Annotated in this window: 20 protein-coding genes; 10 read left to right on the top strand and 10 right to left on the bottom strand. The window is 50.6% G+C overall.

Annotated elements, in window-relative coordinates; all coding sequences use genetic code 11:
* Positions 1 to 25: 25 nt before the first annotated feature.
* Positions 26 to 1,021 (bottom strand): transposase, encoded by a 996-nt coding sequence (locus tag M1D30_RS03310; protein ID WP_248506250.1) that lies wholly within the window; start codon positions 1,019 to 1,021, stop codon positions 26 to 28.
* Between the two features lie 475 nt (positions 1,022 to 1,496).
* Between M1D30_RS03310 and M1D30_RS03305 the strand changes: the two genes are divergently transcribed.
* The 5 genes from M1D30_RS03305 to M1D30_RS03285 all read left to right on the top strand — a co-directional run bounded on the left by M1D30_RS03305 (position 1,497) and on the right by M1D30_RS03285 (position 6,417).
* Positions 1,497 to 1,751, top strand: coding sequence for a type B 50S ribosomal protein L31 (locus M1D30_RS03305; protein WP_248506248.1), 255 nt, complete (start codon positions 1,497 to 1,499; stop codon positions 1,749 to 1,751).
* A gap of 91 nt (positions 1,752 to 1,842) precedes the next feature.
* Positions 1,843 to 2,808, top strand: a complete 966-nt coding sequence (locus M1D30_RS03300; protein WP_248506246.1) for a DNA/RNA non-specific endonuclease — start codon at positions 1,843 to 1,845, stop codon at positions 2,806 to 2,808.
* A gap of 36 nt (positions 2,809 to 2,844) precedes the next feature.
* A complete protein-coding gene (locus M1D30_RS03295; RefSeq protein ID WP_248506244.1) occupies positions 2,845 to 3,396 on the top strand; it encodes a glutathione peroxidase in 552 nt (183 codons plus the stop codon).
* Positions 3,397 to 3,427: 31 nt separating this feature from the next.
* A complete protein-coding gene (gene trxB, locus M1D30_RS03290) occupies positions 3,428 to 4,354 on the top strand; it encodes a thioredoxin-disulfide reductase (RefSeq protein ID WP_248506242.1) in 927 nt (308 codons plus the stop codon).
* Between the two features lie 392 nt (positions 4,355 to 4,746).
* Positions 4,747 to 6,417, top strand: a complete 1,671-nt coding sequence (locus M1D30_RS03285; RefSeq protein WP_248506240.1) for a response regulator — start codon at positions 4,747 to 4,749, stop codon at positions 6,415 to 6,417.
* Here M1D30_RS03285 and M1D30_RS03280 read toward each other — a convergent pair.
* Positions 6,359 to 7,819, bottom strand: coding sequence for a sodium:solute symporter (locus tag M1D30_RS03280; RefSeq protein ID WP_248506239.1), 1,461 nt, complete (start codon positions 7,817 to 7,819; stop codon positions 6,359 to 6,361). The genes M1D30_RS03285 and M1D30_RS03280 overlap by 59 nt on opposite strands.
* A 122-nt stretch (positions 7,820 to 7,941) precedes the next feature.
* Between M1D30_RS03280 and M1D30_RS03275 the strand changes: the two genes are divergently transcribed.
* Entirely contained in the window at positions 7,942 to 9,303 is a 1,362-nt protein-coding gene (locus tag M1D30_RS03275) for a TrpB-like pyridoxal phosphate-dependent enzyme (RefSeq protein ID WP_248506237.1), read from the top strand.
* A 64-nt stretch (positions 9,304 to 9,367) separates the two neighbouring features.
* Here M1D30_RS03275 and M1D30_RS03270 read toward each other — a convergent pair whose 3' ends face one another.
* Positions 9,368 to 9,793 (bottom strand): Hsp20/alpha crystallin family protein, encoded by a 426-nt coding sequence (locus M1D30_RS03270; RefSeq protein ID WP_248506235.1) that lies wholly within the window; start codon positions 9,791 to 9,793, stop codon positions 9,368 to 9,370.
* A 167-nt stretch (positions 9,794 to 9,960) separates the two neighbouring features.
* Positions 9,961 to 10,359, bottom strand: a complete 399-nt coding sequence (gene mscL, locus M1D30_RS03265; RefSeq protein WP_248506233.1) for a large-conductance mechanosensitive channel protein MscL — start codon at positions 10,357 to 10,359, stop codon at positions 9,961 to 9,963.
* Between the two features lie 245 nt (positions 10,360 to 10,604).
* Here mscL and gap point away from each other — a divergent pair, with 245 nt between their 5' ends.
* Entirely contained in the window at positions 10,605 to 11,630 is a 1,026-nt protein-coding gene (gene gap, locus M1D30_RS03260; RefSeq protein ID WP_013063865.1) for a type I glyceraldehyde-3-phosphate dehydrogenase, read from the top strand.
* 210 nt (positions 11,631 to 11,840) lie between these two features.
* On the opposite strand, the gene M1D30_RS03255 is transcribed toward gap, so the two are convergent.
* From M1D30_RS03255 to M1D30_RS03245, 3 genes are all read right to left on the bottom strand, one after another.
* Positions 11,841 to 14,057, bottom strand: a complete 2,217-nt coding sequence (locus tag M1D30_RS03255; protein ID WP_248506231.1) for a glutamine synthetase III — start codon at positions 14,055 to 14,057, stop codon at positions 11,841 to 11,843.
* Between the two features lie 102 nt (positions 14,058 to 14,159).
* Positions 14,160 to 16,019 (bottom strand): amidophosphoribosyltransferase, encoded by a 1,860-nt coding sequence (locus M1D30_RS03250; RefSeq protein WP_248506229.1) that lies wholly within the window; start codon positions 16,017 to 16,019, stop codon positions 14,160 to 14,162.
* Positions 16,020 to 16,025: 6 nt separating this feature from the next.
* Positions 16,026 to 17,621 (bottom strand): CTP synthase, encoded by a 1,596-nt coding sequence (locus M1D30_RS03245; protein WP_248506227.1) that lies wholly within the window; start codon positions 17,619 to 17,621, stop codon positions 16,026 to 16,028.
* 338 nt (positions 17,622 to 17,959) lie between these two features.
* Between M1D30_RS03245 and M1D30_RS03240 the strand changes: the two genes are divergently transcribed.
* Genes M1D30_RS03240 through M1D30_RS03230 form a run of 3 tightly spaced genes read left to right on the top strand, consistent with a single transcriptional unit; the run spans position 17,960 to position 22,040 of the window.
* A complete protein-coding gene (locus M1D30_RS03240) occupies positions 17,960 to 18,484 on the top strand; it encodes an RNA polymerase sigma factor (RefSeq protein ID WP_248506226.1) in 525 nt (174 codons plus the stop codon).
* Complete coding sequence (locus M1D30_RS03235; protein WP_248506224.1) at positions 18,481 to 19,008, top strand: hypothetical protein; 528 nt, start codon at positions 18,481 to 18,483, stop codon at positions 19,006 to 19,008. The genes M1D30_RS03240 and M1D30_RS03235 overlap by 4 nt, the downstream gene beginning before the upstream one ends.
* Complete coding sequence (locus M1D30_RS03230) at positions 19,005 to 22,040, top strand: carboxypeptidase-like regulatory domain-containing protein (RefSeq protein ID WP_248506222.1); 3,036 nt, start codon at positions 19,005 to 19,007, stop codon at positions 22,038 to 22,040. The genes M1D30_RS03235 and M1D30_RS03230 overlap by 4 nt, the downstream gene beginning before the upstream one ends.
* Here the strand turns inward: M1D30_RS03230 and pdxT are convergent.
* The 3 genes from pdxT to M1D30_RS03215 all read right to left on the bottom strand — a co-directional run bounded on the left by pdxT (position 21,993) and on the right by M1D30_RS03215 (position 24,953).
* Complete coding sequence (gene pdxT / locus M1D30_RS03225) at positions 21,993 to 22,595, bottom strand: pyridoxal 5'-phosphate synthase glutaminase subunit PdxT (RefSeq protein ID WP_248506220.1); 603 nt, start codon at positions 22,593 to 22,595, stop codon at positions 21,993 to 21,995. The two genes, M1D30_RS03230 and pdxT, sit on opposite strands and share 48 nt — an antisense overlap.
* Positions 22,592 to 23,467 (bottom strand): pyridoxal 5'-phosphate synthase lyase subunit PdxS, encoded by an 876-nt coding sequence (gene pdxS / locus M1D30_RS03220; protein WP_248506217.1) that lies wholly within the window; start codon positions 23,465 to 23,467, stop codon positions 22,592 to 22,594. Before pdxS ends, pdxT begins: the two co-directional genes overlap by 4 nt.
* A 127-nt stretch (positions 23,468 to 23,594) precedes the next feature.
* Complete coding sequence (locus tag M1D30_RS03215) at positions 23,595 to 24,953, bottom strand: glutamate synthase subunit beta (RefSeq protein ID WP_248506215.1); 1,359 nt, start codon at positions 24,951 to 24,953, stop codon at positions 23,595 to 23,597.
* Between the last annotated feature and the right edge of the window lie 91 nt (positions 24,954 to 25,044).

The raw sequence follows: 25,044 nt of genomic DNA, 5'->3' as shown, positions 1-25,044 counted from the left end.
CACATGATTGCAGCCCGGATTGTTTTTACTCACAAATCCGCCTGGCCATCTCATTAAGCTGCAGACACTGATCGCGACGAATGACCAGTCGCTCGTTATGATGTTCCCACGGAGCTAATAAAAGCAACTGGCCACGGGCACAAGCATCAAAGCGCGCACCACCGGGCTTCGCCAGATCTGTAAAACCATTCTCCTGAAGAATAATCAAGGGATAACCAGCATCGAATGCTGCACGCATGATGGCCTTCTCGCCAGGCGATATGGCAGGCGATACAAGGACAGCACCCTGAGCTGCCGCCGACAGCAAATCGGCCTTTTTCTGTTCCAAAGCCTCGAGCGTCAGGCGTCGCGAACACTGCACCTGCAGTTTCACAGGATAATCAAGTAAGAAGCGATTACCAATGGCCGAGAAAGAAAGCTCCGCATACTGCAGATTGCGCTGCACACGAAAGAACTCTGGATGCTGGTGCTTCACCAAAAGGCGCCGAGGGTTATCACGGAGGTAGGCCTTCCAGCGGTCCAGCTGATAATAATTATAAAGGATGCGATCGTTGTAGCCCTTGCTCCACAGCAGGCCTGGGCCCTTTCGTCCTTCGATGGTTGGCTGCGACAATGTCGCAGCACACGAAGAAGGACGAGGCACACCAATACTGGCAGCACACGAGGAAGGAAAAAGCTCACGATAGGCGCGGTTGGTGGCAGCTTTGAAGCCACGGATGACATGCCCCAGATGCAAGCCATCGGTGCTCTCACGAAAGAAGAGGATGCCATGAAAATGGTCGGGCATCACTTGCTGGGCAATGACTGCCACCTGGGGATAATGACTACTGATGGCCTCCCAGGCCTCGCTCACCGCCTGCCCTAAGGGCGACAGATCCACAGCGGGAGCATCCGCAGCGCCAGGCCTGGCCTCTACCCTACCCGTCAGAACACCGAGCAAAGGCCGTCGGCCCTCAACGGTCATGGTCACCAGATAGAAGCATTTCCCTGTATAGTCGTGCGTGTCACTTCTGCGCAACATCGATGGATTTTTCTCTCCGGCTAATATTTTTCTTGTCTGCAATTGATCCTCGGTCATTATGGCTCATCTGATTTTACGAGTGCAAAGGTACAAATAAAAACACGAACAAATGGCCTTTCGTTTCTCTTTTTATGCTCCTTCAGCACTACCAATCTTTGGTATCATGACTACCGACCTTTGGTAGGGTGACTACCACGGCTTGGTAGGCAGGCTACCAACGCTTGGTAGTGTGGCTACCAACACTTGGTACGGACGCTACCAAGCGTTGGTACTGAGAGTACCAGAGGGCTTGGTACTGAAAATACCAAAGCGGTTGGTACTGAGAATACCAGAGGGGTTGGTACTAAAGAGCGGTGGTGATTTCCAAAAAAAAGAGCAAAAGTTTGCGAGATTCAAAAAAAGTTAGTACCTTTGCACCCTGATTGGCGCATTATGCGCATAGAATACATATTTATTATCAATTATAAGAAACAAAATGAAAAAAGGAATTCATCCCGAAAACTATCGCCCCGTCGTGTTCAAGGACATGTCCAACGGCGATATGTTCCTTACGAAGTCTACTGCTAAGACTAACGACACTGTAGAGTTCGAAGGCGAAACTTACCCCGTGGTAAAAGTTGAAATCTCAAGCAGCTCTCACCCCTTCTACACTGGTAAGAGCAAGCTCGTCGACACCGCTGGTCGCGTCGATAAGTTCATGAGCCGCTACGGTAAGGCTTCGAAGAAGTAAGATATTTCTAGGAAATGACACTTACAGAAGGTGCGTCCAGGGTAGTTGCATATGCCTTGTACGCACCTTCATTGTTTTAACACAGAAACAAATGAAGCTACTTAAAGTACTATCTCTTCTGGCCATGACCGCAGTGATTGCGGGTTGTGGCGACAATGGTGAAGAAAAAAGTCAGTACTCGGGCAATGCCAACAAGAACATTGACCGCTATGCTGGTTTGGAGTTTCCCCACATCAGTAGCGGGAACAGTAGCGTTGTGACCCACAGCACGCCAGAGTATGGCATCACCTATTCATTGGAATGGGACCACACACGAAAGGCCCAGCGCTGGACCTGCTATTACTTCACCAAGCAAAACAAGGTAAAGAACTGGAACCGCAACAACTGGAGAGGTGGCATCAACTGGGATGGCAAGAACTGGAATGGCGACCCCTTTCAGAAAGACCCCAAGATTCCCTATGCCGAGCAGCCCAACGTGACTGGCGAGTTTAGCGGTAGCAGTTATCCCGACAAGGGCTTTACGTACTTCCAGCGTGGCCATATCTGCGCCTCGGAAGACCGTGTGGCCTCGATGGATGCCAACGGTCAGACGTTCTACATGTCGAACATGTTTCCGCAGGGCGACAAGTTCAACACAGGCATATGGTCGACCATGGAATCGTTTGTGCGCAACGACTGGGGCCGCAACATCACGGGTGCCAACGACACCCTGTTTGTGGTGAAGGGTGGCACCATTGACCACGAGGACCAGATTCTGTGTCGCACCAAGAGCGGATTCATCGTGCCCCGCTATTTCTTCATGGCCCTGTTGCTGAAGCGCAATGGAAGCTATCAGGCCATGGGCTTCTGGATTGAGCACACCAACGAGAGTCGCGCCAACGCCAAGTTGAGCGATTATCTGGTGAACATCCGCACGCTGGAGGAGAAGAGCAAGAGTCGTACAGGCCGCAACGACGGCATCGACTTCTTCTGTAACCTGCCCGATGATATTGAGAATGCTGTAGAGACACAAGACATAGCCACCATTAAGCGACTATGGAACCTGTCGAACAAATAATAATCAAAATACAATCTAATAAACGCTAATTAAACAATGAAAACGGTTTATGAATTCTCTGTAAAAGACAGAAAAGGCAAAGACGTATCGCTGAAAGAGTATGCCAACGAGGTGTTGCTCATTGTGAACACTGCCACCAAGTGCGGATTCACCCCCCAGTATGATGAGCTGGAGAAACTGTACGAGCAGTATCACAGTCAGGGCTTCGAGATTCTGGACTTCCCCTGCAACCAGTTTGGTCAGCAGGCTCCTGGCACCGACGAGAGCATCCACGAGTTCTGCAAACTGAACTTCGGCACTGAGTTCCCTCGCTTTAAGAAGGTGAAGGTGAATGGCGACGACGCTGAGCCACTGTATAAATTCCTGCAAGAACAGAAGGGCTTTGCCGGATGGGATATGAGTCACCCCATTGCCCACATCCTGGACGACATGCTGAGCAAGGCCGATCCTAACTACAAGGAGAAGGCCGACATTAAGTGGAACTTCACCAAGTTCCTGATCAACAAGAAGGGACAGGTGATTGCCCGTTTCGAGCCCACCGAGAAGATTGAGAACATTGCCAAGCGCATTGAAGAGCTGCTGAAGTAAGTTCAAAGTTCATCATTTAAAGTTTATAGTTATGAAGACGAAATGTTTAATTATAGGTAGCGGTCCTGCGGGCTACACCGCAGCCATCTATGCCTCCAGAGCCAATCTGCAGCCCATCGAGTACTGCGGACTGCAACCTGGCGGCCAGTTGACCCAGACCACCGAGGTGGAGAACTTCCCTGGTTATCCAGAGGGTGTGGACGGCAACCAGATGATGATGGACCTGCGCCAGCAGGCCGAGCGCTTTGGTACCGACATCCGCGATGGTGAGATTGTGAAGGTGGACTTCTCGGAGCGCCCCTACAAGGCATGGGACGATGCTGGCGAGGAGATCGTGGCCGACACGGTGATTATTGCCACAGGCGCCTCGGCTAAGTATTTGGGACTGCCCGACGAGACGAAGTACAACGGCATGGGTGTGAGTGCCTGTGCCACCTGCGACGGCTTCTTCTATCGCAAGAAGACCGTGGCCGTGGTGGGCGGTGGTGATACTGCCTGCGAGGATGCCCTCTACCTGAGTGGCTTGTGCAAGAAGGTGTACCTCATTGTGCGCAAGAACTACCTGCGTGCCTCGAAGGTGATGCAGCAGCGCGTGATGGAGCGCGAGAACATCGAGATTCTGTTTGAACACAACACCGTGGGCCTGTTTGGCGAGGATGGTGTTGAGGGTGCACACCTGGTGAAGCGCAAGGGCGAGCCCGATGAGGAGCAGCTCGACATCCAGATTGACGGTTTCTTCCTGGCCATTGGCCACAAGCCCAACACCGATATCTTCAAGGAGTGGTTGGAGACCGACGAGGTGGGCTATCTGAAGAAGATTGACGGTACGCCCAAGACAAAGATTCCTGGTGTGTTTGTGGCTGGCGACTGCGCCGACCCCACCTACCGTCAGGCCATTAGTGCCGCTGGCACAGGTTGTCAGGCAGCCATCGAAGCAGAACGATTCCTGCTGGCTTAATCAACCACCAAAACAGATTAAGCCAAGCAAACGGATAAAAACAATAAAAGCCCAGGAAATCCTGGGCTTTTTTGTCAAAATAGAAAGTCTGGGCGCTCCCAAAAACCTTCTTGAAATGAAAAGCCGCGCTTCACAGCGAGGCTTTTCCAACTAAATTAATCAACCATAAACCTTAACCATTAAAAATCTTTTACGATGCAAAGGTAATACTTTTTTTTGAATTAGCGGTTCAATAATAGTTAAAATGGGTTTAAAAAACGTTATTTCTTGATTTTTCTACCCAAAATCACGAATTTTATACCCAAATAGACGATAAATGTAGAAATAATTTGCACGTTTCAAAAGAATTTCGTACCTTCGCTCACGATTAATAATTACCTAATACCAACCTAATGACAACAGTAATAAACACAATTATCTATATTATTTTGGCCCTTATTATCATTTACCTGGGTCGAAAACTCTATCAGCGTACGGAGCGAGCACGCACCAGACGCCAGATGGAGCACGTTTACATGAACATTTCGCACGAACTACTCACCCCTCTCACCGTGATAGCAGCCTCCATAGAACAATTACGCGAGCAGGAGCCCACCCACAGTAAGGACTACGCCCTGATGGACCTCAACGTGATTCGCATGACACGCCTGCTTCAACAAATTCTGGAAGCCAGCAAATCGCAGTCGGGCCAATTGAAGCTCAAGGTGACACAAGGCGATGTGATTGAGTTTATCCGTCAGACAGCCTTCTGCATAGAGCCGCTGATGCACAAAAAGGGACTCACCTTTTTGGTTCACTGCGAACCAGAGTCGATGATGGGATGGATAGACACCGACAAGGTGGACAAGATTATCTATAACCTATTGTCTAATGCCGCCAAATATGCGCGCACGCCAGGCACCGTTCAGTTGAAGGTGACGATGAGTAAGGACTTCGACCAAGTGATTATAAAGGTGACAGACAATGGCGTGGGCATTCCTGCCGACAGGATAAAAGACCTATTCAACCGCTATTATGATGGCGATTATCGATGGAAGAAAGTACACGCCACAGGACTGGGACTGGCCTTGACACGCGACCTGGTGTTTCTGCACAACGGAGACATCGACTGTCAGAGCATCAAAGACCAGAGTACTACGTTCACCGTGACACTGCCCATCAGGAAGGAAGACTATGCACCTGAGCAAGTGGACGAGGAGAAGACCATCGACATGGCCAAACCCCAGCACACCATCATCGACATGGAAGATATTGACTACCTAGTAAAACCTGAGACCATGACAGACAGAGCTGAAAATGAGAACCTTTATCGCATACTGATTGTAGAAGACAACGAGGAGTTGCTGATGCTGATGGGTTCGCTGCTATGCAACCATTTCTGCGTACTGACAGCCAACAACTGTGAGACAGCACTGAGGATGATTGCCAAAGAACCATTAGACCTCATCGTGTCGGACGTGGAGATGCCCGATATGGATGGTAACGAACTAACCAGGAAGATCAAGTCGACAAAGGCATTGAGTCACCTGCCCGTAATTCTGATTTCATCGAAAACCAGTGAGGACGACCGTAAGACCTCGATGCTGGCCGGCGCCGATGACTATATCACCAAGCCATTCCGATTGAGCGACCTAAAACTACGCATCAATAATATCATTGAAAACCGCATCCGCATTGTGGGCGAACGCACACCTGCAACAAAGGAGAACGAACAGCGTCCGCTTTCGGCCGACGAGGAGTTTCTGCAGCGAGCCAGGGATTGTGCCAAGAAGCACATGAACGATGCCGACTTTGACCGCGAAGCATTTGCACGCGAGATGGGTGCCTCGGAATCGACACTCTATAACAAGTTGCGCGCCATGACGGGCATGAACGTCACCAACTTTATCCAGGATATCCGCATGAAGGAAGCCATGCGACAGATAGAGAGTCAGCCCAACCTGAGAGTGAGCGACCTAGCCTATATGGTAGGCTTCAGAGACCCCAAGTATTTCGCCACGTGCTTTAAGAAGAAGTTTGGCACCCAGCCGAGCGAGCTAATAGCCTCAAGGCAACGAACGTGAGGAGTCCGTTAATCATCAGCAACTCATAGCCAAAATGATAGTTCCACTGCTGTTGTGCCCAACAATCGGCAGCATAACAGATGATAGGCGATGCCACACAGACCAGTGGCACCCAGCGGTCGTGCACCTGATGACGGGTGAACAAGCCAAAAGCGAAGAGTCCCAACAAGGGTCCATAGGTATACGACACGATGGTGTAGATGGCATCGATGAGCGACGTATGATTAAACTGGTGGAACAGCAGAATAAAGACTACAAACAAGGCACAGATGGCCAGATGAGCATGCTTACGCAGGCGCTCATCATCCACCCTACCCTTGATATCCACGCAATAGCTGGTGGTAAGTGACGTCAAGGCCGAGTCGGCACTGGAGAACGAGGCTGCCACGATGCCGAGGATAAAGAGGGCTGAGGTAAGATGGCTGAGGGATGAGGGAAGAAGGAAGAGTGAAGATGTATTCTCAACATAGAACGGCAGCAACTCATCACCCTTAGCAGGTATCGCCATACCCTGACGCTCGAAGAGTTGCGCCAGCAGGATACCCAAGGCCATGAACAGCATGTTGGCCGGCACAAAGGCCACGCCATAGGAGCACATATCCTTTTGCGCCTCACGCAAGGTGCGACAAGTGAGGTTTTTCTGCATCATATCCTGATCGAGACCCGTCATCACAATCACGATGAAGGCACCACTAAGGAACTGTTTCCAGAAATAATGAGGCGACTGCCACTGGTCCATCACAAAGATACGACTGCGTTCGTCGCTGGCCACCGACCTGACGGCATCCATCAAAGAGAAGTCCATCTGGCGCATCACCATAAATATAATAATAAGAAGGGCCGAGAAGAGGCAGAGGGTCTGGAACATATCGGTGAAGACCAGCGTGCGCACCCCACCCTGGCGAGTGTAGAGCCAGATGAGCAGTACCATGACGCTGACGGTCAACGCAAACGGCACCCCCAGAGCATCGCACACAAACTGCTGGAGAATCATGCAGACCACATAGAACTTGACCGAGGCGCCCACCATCTTGGACAACAGGAAGAACCACGCACCCGTATGGTATGACCGTTGGCCCAGACGCTGACCCAGATAGGCATAGATAGAGGTGAGGTTCAACTTATAATAGACCGGCAACAGCACAAAGGCCACAGCCAGATAGCCCACAATGAAACCCAAGCACACCTGCAGATAGGTCATCTGCGAGGTCAAGACCATGCCAGGCACACTGACAAACGTGACGCCCGAGATGGAGGCACCCACCATGCCGAAGGCCACCATATACCACGGCGACTGGCGATTGGCACGAAAGAAGGTGTCGTTCGTGGCACGACGCTGTGTCAGTCTGCTGATGGCAAGCAGAACTGCAAAATAAATTAATATAGTTGCAATTATCCACATAACAGTGTGCAAAGTTACGATTTTTATGTGGCAGTAGCAAACTTTTCACTTTCCACTTTCCACTTTTCGCGTTATATTTCGTATCTTTGCATCGCAAATACAAATCCAATAATTAAAAAAGTATGAGCAGACAAAAGAAATTCATTCTTCAGGAAAATGAGATTCCGACACAGTGGTATAACATTCAGGCCGACATGCCCAACAAGCCGCTGCCCCCCATCCATCCAGTCACAAAGCAACCTCTTGGCGTTGACGACCTGGCACACATCTTCCCCCGCGAGTGTTGCGTGCAGGAGTTGGACACTGAGCATCGCTGGATAGACATTCCTGAGGAAGTTCTCGACAAATATAAGTACTATCGCTCTACGCCGCTGGTGCGTGCCTACGCACTGGAGGAGGCTCTGGGCACACCCGCTCATATCTATTTCAAGAACGAGAGTACCAACCCACTGGGTTCACATAAGATTAACTCTGCCATTCCTCAGTGCTACTATGCCAAGCAGGAAGGCACAACAAACGTCACCACCGAGACTGGCGCCGGCCAGTGGGGCATGGCCTTGAGTTATGCCGCCAAACTCTACGGACTGGAATGCGCTGTCTATCAGGTGAAGATCACCATGCAGCAGAAGCCCTACCGCTCGAGCGTGATGCGTACCTTCGGCGCTGCCGTCACTGGCTCGCCCTCAATGTCGACCCGTGCTGGTAAGGACATCATCACCAAGGACCCCACACATCCTGGCTCACTGGGTACAGCCATCTCAGAAGCCGTTGAGCTGGCCACCACCACGCCCAACTGTAAATACACGCTGGGCTCCGTGCTGAACCACGTGGGTCTGCACCAGACCATCATCGGACTGGAGGCTGAGAAGCAGATGCAGATGGCTGGCGAGTATCCTGACATCGTGATTGGCTGCTTTGGCGGCGGATCAAACTTCGGTGGTATCTCGTTCCCCTTCATGCGCCACAACCTGAGCGGTGAGCGCCACACCGAGTTCATTGCTGCCGAGCCCGACAGCTGTCCTAAGCTGACGCGTGGTCAGTTCCGCTATGACTTCGGCGACGAGGCTGGCTACACACCCCTGCTCCCCATGTTCACCCTGGGCCATAACTTCAAGCCAAGCAACATCCATGCTGGTGGTCTGCGCTATCATGGTGCTGGCATGATTATCTCGCAGCTGATTAAGGACGGACTGATGCATGGTGTGGACATTCCTCAGCTGGAGACCTTCGAGGCTGGTATGCTCTTCGCACGCACTGAGGGTATCATCCCTGCACCTGAGAGCACCCACGCCATTGCCGCCACCATCCGCGAGGCTAAGAAATGCATTGAGACTGGCGAGGAGAAGGTGATCCTCTTCAACCTCTCTGGTCACGGACTCATCGATATGCCCAGCTACGAGTCGTATATCAACGGCGACCTGCAGAACTACACGGTGACCGACGAGATGATTGCTCAGAACCTGGCAGAACTTGATAAGAAATAAGTAATCAAATAAAAAAAAGTAAAACCCCACCAAATTGGCGGGGCTTTACTTTTGAATAATGTTTTTAAAGAATGTCTATCTGACGAGAGATTTTCGCCTTCTCTTCTACGATCTTTGGCAGTTCAACGGTTAATACGCCATTGTCCACCTTGGCCGAGATAGCATCCTTCTTAACATCGTCTGGCAATATCAGCGTCTGCTCGTACTTTGAGTAGCTGAACTCACGACGCAGATAACGCACAGACTTATCCTCCTCTTTTTTCTCGTTCTTCTGCTCCATCTTGATAATCAGGTTGCCTTCGTCGTTGATATGCACATTGAAGTCTTCCTTCTTCATGCCCGGAGCAGCCAACTCTACGGTATAGGCCTTATCCGATTCCTTTACGTTGATAGCGGGTGCGGTGCAATTAGCACGCGGCATATAGTCGGTGTCAAAGAAGTCGTTAAACACTGCAGGAATCCAGTTGTTTGTTCTCATCATTGGTGTCATAGTTTTGTCCTCCAAAATATTATTAATATTAAACATTTTAATCATTCTGAGCATCTTGCTCGACAACCATGATGCAACATCAATGCCAGTGCAAGAAAGTAAGACAAAATGTCAGAATGAGCAGACAAAATGACACCCGCACCCTTATATTAAATAAAAGGTGTGGCCTATTTCTGCTTCAGCAAGTCGCGAATCTCGGCCAGCAACTCTTCTTGGGTGGGACCCTTAGGAGCCTCAGGCTCGGAAGCAGGCTCTTCCTTCTTACGATTCAGTTTATTGATACCCTTCAGCATCAGGAAAATACAGAAGGCCACAATGATAAAATCAACAGTATTTTGGATGAAGTTACCATACTTCAGGACAGCAGCCTCTTCGCCCTCACCAATCTGGAACGCCAGACCTGTGAAATCAACATTGCCTGTAATCATACCAACCAGCGGCATCAGTACATCATCCACCAAGCTACTAACAATTTTGCCAAACGCAGCACCGATGATCACACCAACTGCCATGTCCATTACATTGCCCTTCATGGCAAACTCCTTGAATTCTTTAATAAATCCCATAGTCGTAAATTGTTTAAATGGTTAATATATAAATTGTAATCTATGTTTTGCAATCCAGTCCTTTCAAGCTTGACGAGAATCACTTTTCGGCCGTCATTTTAACTTTTCACTTTAATTAAGACTGATTCTGGGTGCAAATATAGGAATTTTTTTGTAACTTTGCACGCGAAACAAAGAAAAATTGCACAGAGAAAGCAAAAAAAAACTCGATTTTATATTATAACCCTTTAATAAATTAAAGTAAAATGACAAAAGTAGCAATTAACGGTTTTGGCCGTATTGGTCGTCTCGCATTCCGTCAGATGTTCGAGGCTGAAGGTTATGAAGTAGTAGCAATCAACGACTTGACAAGTCCTAAGATGCTGGCTCACTTGCTGAAGTACGATACCGCTCAGGGTGGTTTCTGTGGCAAGATTGGTGAGAACAAGCACACTGTAGAGGCTGGTGAGGATTACATCGTAGTTGATGGTCAGAAGATCACTATCTATGCTATTCCCAACGCTGCTGAGCTGCCTTGGGGTAAGCTGGACGTAGACGTTGTTCTGGAGTGCACAGGTTTCTACACATCTAAGGAGAAGGCTTCTGCTCACCTGACCGCTGGTGCTAAGAAGGTTGTTATCTCAGCTCCTGCTGGTAACGATCTGCCCACCATCGTTTACAACGTAAACCACAAGACTCTGACTCCTGCTGACACTGTTATCTCAGCTGCTTCTTGTACAACCAACTGCTTGGCTCCTATGACCAAGGCTCTGAACGACCTCGCTCCCATCCAGAGCGGTATCATGACCACTGTTCACGCTTACACTGGTGACCAGATGATCCTGGACGGTCCTCAGCGCAAGGGTGATGTTCAGCGCGCTCGTGCTGGTGCTCAGAACATCGTTCCTAACTCAACTGGTGCTGCTAAGGCTATCGGTCTCGTTATCCCCGAGCTGAACGGTAAGCTGATCGGTGCTGCTCAGCGCGTTCCAACTCCTACAGGTTCTACCACCATCCTGCACGCTGTTGTTAAGGGTGATGTAACTGTTGAGAGCATCAACGCTGCCATGAAGGCTGCTGCTAACGAGAGCTTCGGTTACACTGAGGAGAAGCTGGTTTCTAGCGACATCATCGGTATGAAGTTCGGTTCACTGTTCGACGCTAACCAGACCATGGTAAGCAAGATGGAGGACGGTAACTCACTCGTACAGGTTGTTTCTTGGTACGACAATGAGAACTCTTACACTTCTCAGATGGTTCGCACCATTAAGTACCTCGCTGAGCTGAAGTAATATTAGCCCAACAATATGAATAAAGCCGCCCAGATTCTGGACGGCTTTATTTTTTTATAGGAGTGCCTAGGAGAACCTAGGCAGTCCTAGGCAAACCTAGGATATCCTAGGATATCCTAGGGCCTCCTAGGAATAAGAAAGCCACCCTACTCGCTTGCAGGGTGGCTTATCTTTTCAATAAAAGAATCAGTATAATTAATATGCGTATGTTTAGCGAATGAACAGCAGTTCACGATACTTTGGCAGAGGCCAGAGGGCATCGTCAACGATGAGTTCGAGCTTGTCAATCTGATAGCGAATCTCGTCGAGATAGGGCTCCACCTTGTCGTGGTAGGCAATAGCCTTCTCGTGCTCATCAGCAATCTTATTGGCCTTCTTACGAGCCTCAACCAGTTCCTCAACGCCCTTCTCGATAGTAGAGGTACGCTCAGAAATCTCCTGGATAATCTTCTTGTTGCGAGCAGAGAGCTTGTCAGCAGTATCGATGGGGAACACCACAGCCATATGGTTCAGGTTAGAGAGCAGTTCACTCTGATAACGTGTAGCCACAGGAATAATGTGGTTCATGCTGAGGTCGCCCAGTACGCGAGCCTCAATCTGAATCTTCTTGGTGTAGGTCTCCCACTTCACCTCGTTACGAGCCTCGAGTTCCTTCTTGGTCATCACACCCAGACTCTCGAACATCTTGATGCTGGCCTCGTCGAGATAGCGCTCAAAAATCTTCGGGCAACTCTTCTCTACGTCAAGACCGCGCTTCTCAGCCTCAGCTACCCATTCGTCAGAATAACCGTTACCATCAAAGCGGATAGGCTTACAGGTCTTGATATCCTCGCGAAGCACGTCGATGATAGCGTGGAAGGTAGCGCTATGCTCTGTACCCTTCAGCTTCTCGGCAAACTCAGGAATACGAGCATCCACACGCTTCTTGAAGTCAACCAAAGCCTCGGCTACAGCACTGTTCAAGGCAATCATGGCGCTGGCACAGTTGGCCTCAGAACCTACGGCACGGAACTCAAAGCGGTTGCCAGTGAAGGCGAATGGAGAGGTACGGTTACGGTCGGTGTTGTCGATAAGAAGCTCAGGAATCTCAGGAATATCCATCTTCATGCCCTGCTTGCCAGCCATTGCCAGGAGGTCGTCCTTGTCGGCCTTCTCGATGTGGTCGAGCAACTCAGAGAGCTGTTTGCCGAGGAATGAAGAAACGATGGCAGGAGGTGCCTCGTTGGCGCCCAGACGGTGAGCGTTAGTAGCACTCATGATAGAAGCTTTCAACAAGCCGTTGTGGCGATAAACACCCATCAGGGTCTCAACGATGAATGTAGCGAAGCGCAGGTTAGCTTCAGGTGTCTTGCCAGGTGCATGCAGCAGTACGCCAGTATCAGTGCTCAAGCTCCAGTTGTTGTGCTTACCGCTACCGTTGATGCCTGCAAAAGGCTTTTCGTGCAGCAATACGCGGAAGCCGTGCTTACGAGCCACCTTCTTCATCACTGACATCAGCAGCATGTTGTGGTCGACAGCCAGGTTTGTCTCCTCAAAGATAGGAGCCAACTCAAACTGGTTAGGAGCCACCTCATTGTGACGTGTCTTACAAGGAATGCCCAGTTCCAGTGCCTCAATCTCCAGATCTTTCATGAAGGCCTGCACACGCTCAGGAATAGAACCAAAGTAGTGGTCGTCCATCTGCTGGTTCTTAGCAGAGTCGTGGCCCATCAGGGTGCGACCAGTGAGCAGCAAGTCAGGACGGGCAGCATAAAGACCCTCGTCAACGAGGAAGTACTCCTGCTCCCAACCCAGGTTAGAAGTAACCTTCTTCACAGCTGGATCAAAATAGTGGCAAACATCCACAGCAGCCACGTTGACAGCATGCAGGGCACGCAGCAGAGGAGCTTTATAGTCGAGTGCCTCACCGCTATAAGAAATAAATACGGTGGGAATACACAGGGTATCGTCGATGATGAATACAGGAGAGGTGGGATCCCAAGCAGAATAGCCGCGAGCCTCGAAGGTAGAACGGATGCCGCCAGAGGGGAAAGAAGAAGCATCAGGCTCCTGCTGAACGAGCAGTTTTCCGCTGAACTCCTCAACCATACCGCCCTTGCCGTCGTGCTCAATGAACGAGTCGTGCTTCTCGGCAGTACCCTCAGTCAGAGGCTGGAACCAGTGTGTATAGTGAGTGACGCCATTTTCGGTAGCCCACTGCTTCATGCCAGCAGCAACAGCATCGGCTACAGCTCTGTCAAGACGAACGCCATTGTCCATCACGTCAATCATCTTCTCGTACACGTCCTTGGGCAGGTACTTGTACATTTTCTCACGATTGAAGACCTTCTTGCCAAAATACTCGCTAGGTCTCTCACTTGGTGCTTTTACGTCGAGCGGCTTCTTTTTGAATGCCTCGCCGACAACCTGAAATCTTAATGCTTCCATCTTTTTACTTTTTGGTTACACTTTATTTTTTTACGGTTGCAAAGGTATATCGTTCTGTCAGATTGGTCTGCATTAATATTGCAACAAAAATCTAAAATCTTTTCACTTCTTACAATCTGAAAGTAAACACCCATCGTTTTCTTTCAAAGTGTAAGTTTTGTTAATGTAGTTCACAAACGCCTGGTTCACCAATTTCACGCCGCCTGGTGTGGGATAATGACCTGTGAAGTACCAGTCGCCAGGGTGATTAGGACAAGCCTCGTGCAATCCTTCGATGCTCTGGAACACCAGTTCGATGGGTGCCTTCATATCGGCAGGGCGCAACATCTCCACAATCTTCTGGTTGATCTCGTCGACGGTGAAAGGTGCATAGATAGCGCGCACGCAGTTCACCATCTCTTCCTTAGGTTTCTCCAACTCACGCTTACAAGCCAGATAGGTGTCGTTAATCAACTGCCACATGCCGCGTTCCTCAATCAGTGCCATTGTAGCACGGAAAGCGCAAAACTCCTCCAGGCGTGCCATATCGATGCCATAGTAATCAGGATAGCGGATCTGTGGCGAACTGCTCACCATTACAATCTTCTTGGGATGCAAACGGTCCAGAATCTTGAAGATACTCTCCTTCAGTGTGGTGCCACGTACGATGGAGTCGTCGATAATCACCAGGTTGTCCTTTCCTGCCTCCAGCGAACCATAGCTGATGTCATAGACGTGGGCAGCCAGGTCGTTGCGCTCACTGTTGTCGGCAATAAAGGTGCGCAGTTTGATGTCTTTCCACACCACTTTCTCTGTGCGCACCTCGCCATGTAGTTTGAACTTCGTTCGAACTTGCTCACGCTCGGGAATCTGAGCAAGCTCCGATTCCTCTCGCTCAATCGCAAGCTTGCGGAAACCGTCGGTCATGCCATAGAAGGCCACCTCGGCTGTGTTGGGAATATATGAAAATACTGTGTTGGTTACGTCAAAGTCGATAGCTTTGAGGATGGCTGGCGTCAACTGCTCTCCCAGTCGTTTGCGCTCCTGATAGATATCACAATCAGAACCGCGACTGAAGTAGATGCGCTCGAACGAGCAGGCACTCAACTTCTGGGCAGGCATAATCTGTTCCAGTCTACTCTCGCCACTCTTATGAATAATCAGAGCCTGACCAGGCAGCAACTCGTGCACATCCTCAGCCTGAATATCAAAAGTGGTCTGCAGCACAGGGCGCTCGCTGGCGATGGCAATCAGCTCATCGTCACGATAATAGAACGCCGGACGGATGCCCCACGGATCGCGTACAGAGAACATCTCGCCCGAGCCCGTCAGTCCACACATCACATAGCCACCGTCGTAATGCTCCATCGTAGAGCGCAGCACGTTGGCCATCTCCACATGTTCATCAATATAATTGGTGATGTCAGTGCCTTTCAGTCCTTGTGCCGTAGCCTCCTGGTAGAGTCGTTCCACCTCGCGGTCCAAGCGATGACCCATCAGCTCCAGCGTGATGTACGAGTCACCATAGATACGTGGACTCTGTCCCTGTTCTGTGAGGAAAGAGAAGACCTCGTCAATGTTCGTCATGTTGAAGTTGCCGCACAGGCAGAGGTTCTTGGCGCGCCAGTTGTTACGACGCAGGAAGGGATGAACAAATGTCAGTCCGCTCTTACCCGTGGTCGAATAGCGCAGATGTCCCATCAGCAACTCGCCCTTCATCTCCTCTGTCACTCTCGAGAAGATCTCCGTGATAGCGCCCTTGCCTTCGGCCTTCTCACGAAACATATATTCCGTGCCAGGCTCGTTGGTCAGACTCACCGATGCAATACCAGCACCCTCCTGTCCACGGTTGTGCTGTTTCTCCATCATCAGATAGAGCTTGTTGAAACCATAGGTCCAAGTACCGTATTTCTTCTCGTAATAATCCAGCGGCTTCAACAGGCGAATCATCGCCACGCCACACTCATGCTTCAGCTGTTCCATAGATGTTTATTTGCAGGCTTTAATAAAACTCATAAACAATGGATGGGGATGCAGCACCGTAGAAGAATATTCGGGATGGAACTGCGTGCCAATGTACCAGCGCTTCTCTGGAATCTCCACAATCTCGACCAGGTTGGCAGCAGGGTTGATACCCACGCATTTCATGCCCTTGGCCTCGTACTCCTCCTGATACTTGTTATTGAACTCATAGCGGTGGCGATGGCGCTCAGAAATCAATGTCTCGTCGCCATAGGCCTCGTAAACTTTACTGCCTTTTATCAGCTCACACTCATAGGCACCCAGTCGCATGGTACCGCCCATCTGCGTGATGGATTTCTGTTCCTCCATGATATCAATCACGTTATGTGGCGTCTTATCGTCCATCTCCGCACTATTTGCATCTTTGTAGCCCAGTACGTTGCGTGCAAACTCGATGACCATCATCTGCATGCCCAGGCAGATGCCAAATGTTGGGATATCGTGTGTACGAGTGTATTCCGCTGCCACGATCTTACCCTCGATGCCTCGCTGACCGAAGCCCGGACAGATCAGCACGCCCTGCATTCCCTTCAGTTTCTCGGCGATATTATCTTTTGTCACCTCCTCACTGTTAATAAAGTGAAGCTTGGCTTTTACATCATTATATATGCCAGCCAGGTTCAGACTCTCGCGGATACTCTTATACGCATCCTGCAGATCGTATTTACCAACGAGTCCGATGTGTACTTCCTTCGTAGCATTGCGCTGCTTGTCAAGGAAGTCGTGCCAAGGCTTCATTGCAGGCGTTTCGCCCACGGGGATGCCAATCTTGCGAAGGATGGCAGCGTCGAGCCCCTGATGCTGCATGCTGACGGGCACCTCATAGATAGAGGGCATATCCTCACTCTGCACCACGCACTCCAGATCCACATTACAGAACGATGCCACCTTCATTCTCATGCCATCATCCAGATGACGCTCTGTGCGCAGCACCAGAATATCGGGCTGGATACCCATGCCCTGCAACTCTTTGACAGAGTGCTGTGTAGGCTTGGTCTTCAACTCATCGGCAGCCTTCAGATAAGGTACGTAGGTGAGGTGCACACACACGGCGTTTCTGCCCAATTGCCAGCGCAACTGTCTGATGGCCTCCATAAAGGGTGCACTCTCAATATCGCCGATGGTGCCGCCCACCTCAGTAATCACGAAGTCTAGCTGTTCGCCCTCTTCGTCCTCTCGCAGCATTCTGCGCTTAATCTCATCCGTGATATGGGGCACCACCTGAATGGTCTTGCCCAGATAGTCACCACGGCGCTCGCGGTCTATCACCGTCTTATAGATACGTCCTGTGGTGATAGAGTTATGGCGTGAGGTATGAATACCTGTGAAGCGCTCATAGTGGCCCAGGTCCAGGTCGGTCTCCATGCCATCAGCCGTCACATAGCACTCGCCATGCTCATAGGGGTTCAGTGTACCTGGGTCAATGTTAATGTAGGGGTCAAACTTCTGGATGGTTACTTTATAGCCACGTGCTTGCAGCAATTTTCCAATGGAGGCGGAGATAATGCCTTTTCCCAACGAGGAAACGACACCGCCCGTAACAAAGATATATTTTGTGTCCATAAAACGAATGTATTTTATGGACTGCAAAGTTACGCATTATTCCGCTTTCGAACCAAAAAGCGCCCCATTTTTCAATCTACATTTTCATCAAAAATAACAATCTGCAAGAAAAAGAATGCATTTTCTTGCAGAATACTATCGGTTTATCAGAAATTCGCGCCCAATTATTACAAACTATCAAAGACATGCAAAACTATTGGGAAATACAAAGAATCTTCGTACCTTTGCAAACAAAAACAAAGAGGCGAATACGTTAAAGAACCTTAAACCTCAACGACGATGCGTTATGTTTTGCGGCGTTGATTGTTATATAGGCAGAAACAATACGTAAAACGTTTATGCAAGAAGTACTATTCACAGATTTGGTCACCCGCCTGCGCCCACGACTCCTGGGACTTGCACAAGGCATTCTCCACGACGACGAGGAGGCTGCAGATGCCGTACAGGATGCACTCGTCTCGCTATGGCGCATGGGCGACAGGGTACAGCAGCCCATAGAGGCCGAACGACTGGCGATGCGTATCACACGTAACGTCAGTCTGAACAAGCAGAAACGCCGGTCTTTTGTCATTGCAGCTCTGGACAACATGCCCAGCGACACGGTTCGTCCGCTGAACGCCCGACAGGACAATCCGCACGAAAGCATGGAACGACAGGAAATGGAACGTCAGGTTAACGACGCCATTGCTGCCCTGCCAAAGAATCAGCAGGCAGTCATTCTGCTGCATCACATGGACGGTCTGTCCTATCAGCAGATTGCGGCTATACAGGGAAGCACAGAGAGTGCTGTCCGCATGACTGCCAGTCGCGCTAAAGCGAATCTAATGACTAGTTTAAAACAACCAAAACAAGAAGCATCATGAATACGAATCACAACATACCCACCGACGAACAGCTATGGAACGAGGTGCTGGACGTCCTGCATGATAACCGTCGTGAACTGACTGACGAGGAAATCGAAAAGCTCACGAGTGAACCCAAGCCATCACGCCGTTGGATGCGCATAGCAGCCACATTTATTGCCGTCGCCCTGCTCAGCGGACTGGCCTATGCTGCCTATCATTTCCTTTCTCCACAGTCAACAGAACCGTCAACGGAAACAACAATAGCCGAATCCAAGACAGATGATGCTAGTTCCACCGATGATGCCCTCGTGCGTTTTGCGGATATCCGTTTGGACAGCATCCTCACGGTGGTGGGCAGTCATTACCGCCATCAGGTGTGCTTCCTGGAAGAGACACTACGCGATCTCCGTTTCACCATCGCCTGGGATAGCGTACAGCCGTTAGGCATCTTACTCGACAACGTGAATGAGTTTGAGGGACTGCGCCTTTCTGACGAGCGCGATACCATCTTTGTTCATGCAGAGAAGGAGGTAGAGCCATGAAGCGCATCACCTTATTATTAATAATGGTGGGCATCGTCATGAGTGCTTCGGCACAAACACTTTCTTTGGCTGACGCATTGGCCCGACTGAACCAACAGCAGGATGACTACGAGATTTCCTTCATCCACAACGACTTGGAGCACCTGCAGGTGGTAGCCAACACACAGGGACTGAGTGTGCCAAAGGCCGTCAAGCAAATGACGAAAGACCAACCCGTGCGTGTCGTCACCAAAGGAAAGCAGATATATGTGCAATACAAGCCAAAGTCCGACAAGCGCTATATGATACTTGAAGGCAAGGTGAAGGACTACGTGACACACCTTGACCTGCCCCATGCTGCCGTTCGCCTGCTCAATGCCGATGGGGTCTGCATTGATTCCTGCGAGGCTATCTCTTATATGCAGTATGGCAACAATACGCCCATAGAACTGGCAAACTTTGCTTTCAGAGTGCCTGCACGACCCACGAAATATACGATTCAAGCCAGCTATGTGGGCTTTAAGCCTACCGAAATGCCCTATGAACTGAGCAATATCTACCGTCGTGAACAACGTCGCAATCTGCCTCCCGTCTATATGAAGCGCGAATCAAAGATGCTGAAGGAGGTGGTTGTCACTTCTACCAAAGTGCAGTTCTACTATAAAGGCGACACGCTGGTGTTTAATGCCGATGCCTTTGAACTGGCCGAGGGCTCTATGCTCGATGCATTGGTAAAGCAGTTGCCTGGCATCGAACTGAAAGAGGGTGGCCGCATCTATCACAATGGCAAGTATGTGGATGCGCTGCTCCTCAACGGCAAGGACTTTTTCCGTGGCGACCACACCATCATGCTCGACAACCTGCCGGCCTATACGGTGAAGAACATCCAGATCTATGATAAGTGGGGCGAGAAGAGTGAGTTTCTTGGACAGCAGGTGGCTGGAGACAACCGCTATGTGATGGATGTGAAACTCAAGAAGGAATACAGCATCGGCACACTTGCCAACGCAGAAGCAGGTGGCGGAACGGAGGAACGCTGGCTGGCCAGACTCTTTGCCCTGCGCTTCTCGGACCACTCTCGCATCGCAGCCTATGCCACCGCCAACAACCTGAATGGAGACACCAAACCTGGCGAAACGGGCAGTTGGAATCCCCAGCGCATACAGGACGGCGGGCAACTGAGACAGCAGCAGGCTGGCATCGACTATAGTGTAGAAGACCGCAACAGCAAGTGGAAAGCCGATGGCAACCTGCAGGTGACTCATACCGACCTGAATCGCGAGGCCAACACCAATCGCCAGAACTACCTGGCCACGGGCGATACTTACGAACGCATGACTAATGTCAACAGGAACAAGAACCTGAGGTTGAATACCAGTCACCATTATTATAGGGATTTCAAGATGTGGAACCTCGATATTAGCCCTTCACTCAACTATCAGAAGTTCGACAATAGCGACAACAGTCTCGCCTCGGCTTTCTATCAAAACGACAGTCTCATCCACCGCAATCTGCAACGGGGTATTGCCGAGGGGCACGCTCTCGATGGAGAACTACGTCTCAGCAGTACGTTGAAGTTTCACCACAGTCCCGACTGGGCTTCACTTGACGCCGAGGCCAGTTTCACCGACCAGCAGGAAGACCGCTATCATCGTCAGTCGGTTGAGTATGGTGCGACATCGTCGCAGCCCTCAAAAAGCCTCAACCGCTACTACCGCAACCACCCCAACCGGTCGTGGAAAGCCAAGGCTGGCGGCACCTATCAGATCAACTTCACCCAGCTCATCCGGCTGCAGTTGAACGTGAACTATACTCACAACGACCGCCAACGAGAGTCGTCGCTCTTCGACATCGACACCACCTACGCCCTCGGCCAGTTGCCATCAGCTCACGAATATGAGCAGTACATTGATCGTCGTAACAGTTATACGAGTCATTTCTCTGAAGACATCTACGACTTCAGCCCCCGACTGTTCTATAACGCCTATAGCGAAGACGAGACTGGTCAGAAGAAGTGGTGGGCGCAACTCGGCTTCCCCGTCACCATTGTTCGTCAGAAGCTCCGTTATAAGCGTGGCGACATCGACACACTCGTCACTCGCAACACCATGCCCTTCAACATCTGGGACTGCTTTGTCCAGTATAGCACTATGAATAAAAAGACAGGTCATGCCCAGAAACTGCTCCTAGAGTATATGGCCCAGACCTCAACACCTGATTTGCTGAACCTCGTCGATATGCACGATGATACTGACCCACTGAACATCCGTCTGGGTAATAACAGTCTGCGCAATGCTGTTAACCAAGAGTTTTCCTTCAGCCACCAATGGGGAAAAGCGAAAAGTAAAGAGACAAGCCATCGGTACCGTCTCAGTTACACGATCATTCAAAATGCCCTTGCCATGGGTTATCGTTACGATCGTGCCACAGGCGTCCGCACCTGGCAGGCCGACAACGTGAACGGCAACTGGAATGCTGCTGCCGACTATCGTTTCAACACAGTCATTGGCAAGAAGCACCCACTCCGCCTCAATGTCAGTCCGAGTGTCAGTTACCAGCACAGTGTGGACCTGGTTGACCAAGCGCGCAGCACCGTCAACACGCTTTCGTTCAACAACACGCTGAATCTCTCGTATAAGATTGGACAGCACGCACTCACCTTCAAGAGTACCACGCTTTGGCAGCGCTTCAGCAGTCAGCGCACGGACTTTGAGACGCAGCAGCCCTTGACGCTTACCAATGGGATGACAGCCATCGTAAAACTGCCTTGGAACTTGGAACTGAGTAGCGACATGACGCTCTACAGCCGTACGGGCTATGCCGACTCACAACTCAACACCAACGACCTGGTATGGAATGCCCGCCTCGCACGTCCGTTCCTCAAGGGAAGGCTGGTGGTGATGCTCGACGGCTTCGACATCCTTGGTCAACTGGACAACGTAACCCGCAACGTCAATGCGCAAGGCCGTACAGAAACCTATACCAATGTCATGCCTCGCTACGCCTTACTCCACGTAACATACAGATTCAACAGGCTGCCGAAAAAGAAATAACTCGTGAAGGCGGGTGTCTTCGTCCAGCTCTGGATGGAAGGCGGTGGCTATCTGGTTGCCCTGACGGGCAGCTACGATATGGCCATCGACAGTAGATAGAACCTCGACCTTATCGCTCAGCACACGCTCGATATAGGGGGCACGGATGAAGGTCATGGGAACATCGGTGCCAATGCCTTTGACGGTGTCAACGGTATGAAAGCTGCCTAACTGACGACCATAGGCATTGCGGCGCACCTCGATATCCATCGTGCCCAGGCGTCCCTCAGACAGAAGAATCATACCGGCACAGGTACCCAGGACTGGCATACCTCCGAGGATAGCCTCACGAATAGGTTCGTATAAGCCGAGTTCCTTCAACAGGCGCATCTGAACGGTACTCTCGCCACCAGGGAGGATAAGAGCCCCGTCCCCTGCCCTCCCCTGTGAGGGGCGGGAGTAGAACGACTGCCAATCTTTTAGTTGGCGAATCTCAACCGTCTCCACGCCTAAGCGCTGCAACATCTGCTCGTGCTCTATGAATGCCCCTTGCAGGGCCAACACTGCCACTTTCATTTTCCGCGTTCAGCCATTAAGAGTTGTATTTCCTGCTCGTTGATACCTACCATTGCCTCACCCAGATCCTCTGAGAGTTCAGCCAGGAGCTTGGCATCCTGATAGTTGGTAACGGCCTGCACGATGGCGGCAGCACGTTTGCGAGGGTTGCCACTCTTGAAGATGCCACTGCCCACAAACACACCCTCGGCTCCCAACTGCATCATCAGCGCGGCATCGGCAGGGGTAGCCACACCACCAGCGGCGAAGTTGACCACAGGCAGTTTACCATTCTCATGCACAAACTTCACCAGTTCATAGGGTGCCTGCAGCTGCTTGGCAGCCTCGAAAAGTTCGTCCTCACTCATACTCACCAGTCGGCGAATCTCGCTCTGCATCAATCGCATGTGACTCACAGCCTGAACGACATCGCCCGTACCAGGCTCACCCTTGGTGCGAATCATTGTGGCCCCCTCGGCAATACGACGCAGCGCCTCGCCCAGGTTCTTGGCACCGCAGACAAAGGGCACGTCAAACTTGGTCTTGTCGATATGATAGATGTTATCGGCAGGACTCAACACCTCGCTCTCGTCGATATAGTCAATCTCGATAGCCTGCAGGATCTGAGCCTCAGCAATATGGCCGATACGGCACTTCGCCATCACGGGGATGCTCACAGCCTCCTGAATGCCACGAATCATCTTGGGGTCACTCATACGGCTTACGCCACCCGCAGCACGAATATCGGCAGGAATACGTTCGAGGGCCATCACAGCGCAGGCACCTGCCTCTTCAGCAATCCTGGCCTGTTCAGGAGTAGTCACATCCATGATAACACCACCCTTCAGCATCTGAGCCAACTGGCGGTTGAGCAATGTTCTTTCGTTTGTCATTTTCTTAATTCTTTTTACCTTGATAATTGATTCTGAATGCAAAGGAAAAAAGAAAAGCGGAAATCGCCAAACGATATTCCGCTTCTGGTAAAAGAAAATGCTATATTGTTAAACCAAACAATCTTATTTATTTTTTGAGGAAAGCATCGACCTTCGTAGCCGTCTGACGACCGCTGGCCATGGCGCGAACCACGAGTGAGGCACCATTGGCTGAGTCGCCACAAACAAAGACGTTCTTCGGATACTCAGGATGCTCTGGTTTCAGGAAACCCATGGCGAGCAACACTAACTCGGCCTTGATGATTTCAGGCTTACCCTTCTCAACCATGATGGGACGACCGCCTTCAGGGTTGGGCTTCCAGTCAATCTCCTGAACTTTTACGCCAGTCAACTTACCATCCTTACCCAGGAACTCCAATGTATTGATGTTCCAACGACGGGTGCAACCCTCCTCGTGCGAAGAGGTAGTCTTGAGGGTGCGAGGCCACTCTGGCCAAGGGTTCTTAGGATCCTCAGGACCCTCAACGGGCTTAGGCATAATCTCAATCTGAGTCACACTCTTGCAACCCTGACGGTGGGCTGTTCCAATACAGTCGGAACCAGTATCACCACCACCAATCACCAGCACATCCTTACCCTTGGCAGTAACGCGCTCGTCCTTCGAGAACTCCATGCCAGCCAGCACACGATTCTGCTGCGACAGCATCTCGAGAGCGAAGTGAACGCCTTTGAGTTCGCGACCAGGAACCTTCAGATCGCGAGCAGTGGGGGTGCCCGTAGAAATGACGACGGCGTCGAACTCGCCGGAAATCCCAGATATTCCGGATTCTCCTGAAATTTCTGAGTTATACCGGAACTCGATACCCTCCTGCTCCAGCAGGGCGATACGACGGTCGATAACGGTCTTGTTCAGCTTAAAGTTAGGGATACCGTAGCGCAGCAATCCGCCTGCAGCCTCGTTCTTCTCGAATACAGTGACCTTATAGCCCATGTGGTTCAGGTCGTTGGCAGCAGCCAGACCAGCAGGACCGGCACCAATCACAGCCACCTTCTTACCATTGCGTTTGATATCGGTCTTGGGCACGATAAAGCCCTCCTGGAAGGCCATCTCGGTGATGGCGCACTCATCTTCACGGTTGGTCGTTGGCTCATGGTTAAAGCGGTTCAGCACGCAGGCTTTCTCGCAGAGCGCAGGACAGATGCGACCAGTGAACTCAGGGAAGGGGTTGGTGGAGTTCAGCAACTGGTAGGCCAACTCGAAGTCACCCTTATACAATGCATCGTTCCATTCAGGTGCCTTGTTACCCAGTGGACAAGCCCAGTGGCAGAAGGGTACGCCGCAGTCCATGCAGCGACTGGCCTGCAGTTTGCGTTCGCGAGTAGAGAGCGTCTGCTCCACCTCGCCAAAATCGTGGATTCTATCGTGAATCGGACGGTAGCCCGCCTCCTGGCGGTGTATCTCTAAAAATGCTTTTGGATTTCCCATTGTCTTTGAAATTAATGTTCTTATTTTTAAGGAAAGAAATTAGGAAGAATTAGAAATAATTACGTCCAAGAATTAAAAATAATTTTTTCAT

The organism is Prevotella sp. E15-22 (assembly GCF_023204875.1).
In the GTDB taxonomy this organism is placed as follows: Bacteria; Bacteroidota; Bacteroidia; order Bacteroidales; family Bacteroidaceae; genus Prevotella.
Note: the sequence above shows the minus strand (reverse complement) of the source record. Positions and strands in the feature narration are given on the sequence as shown.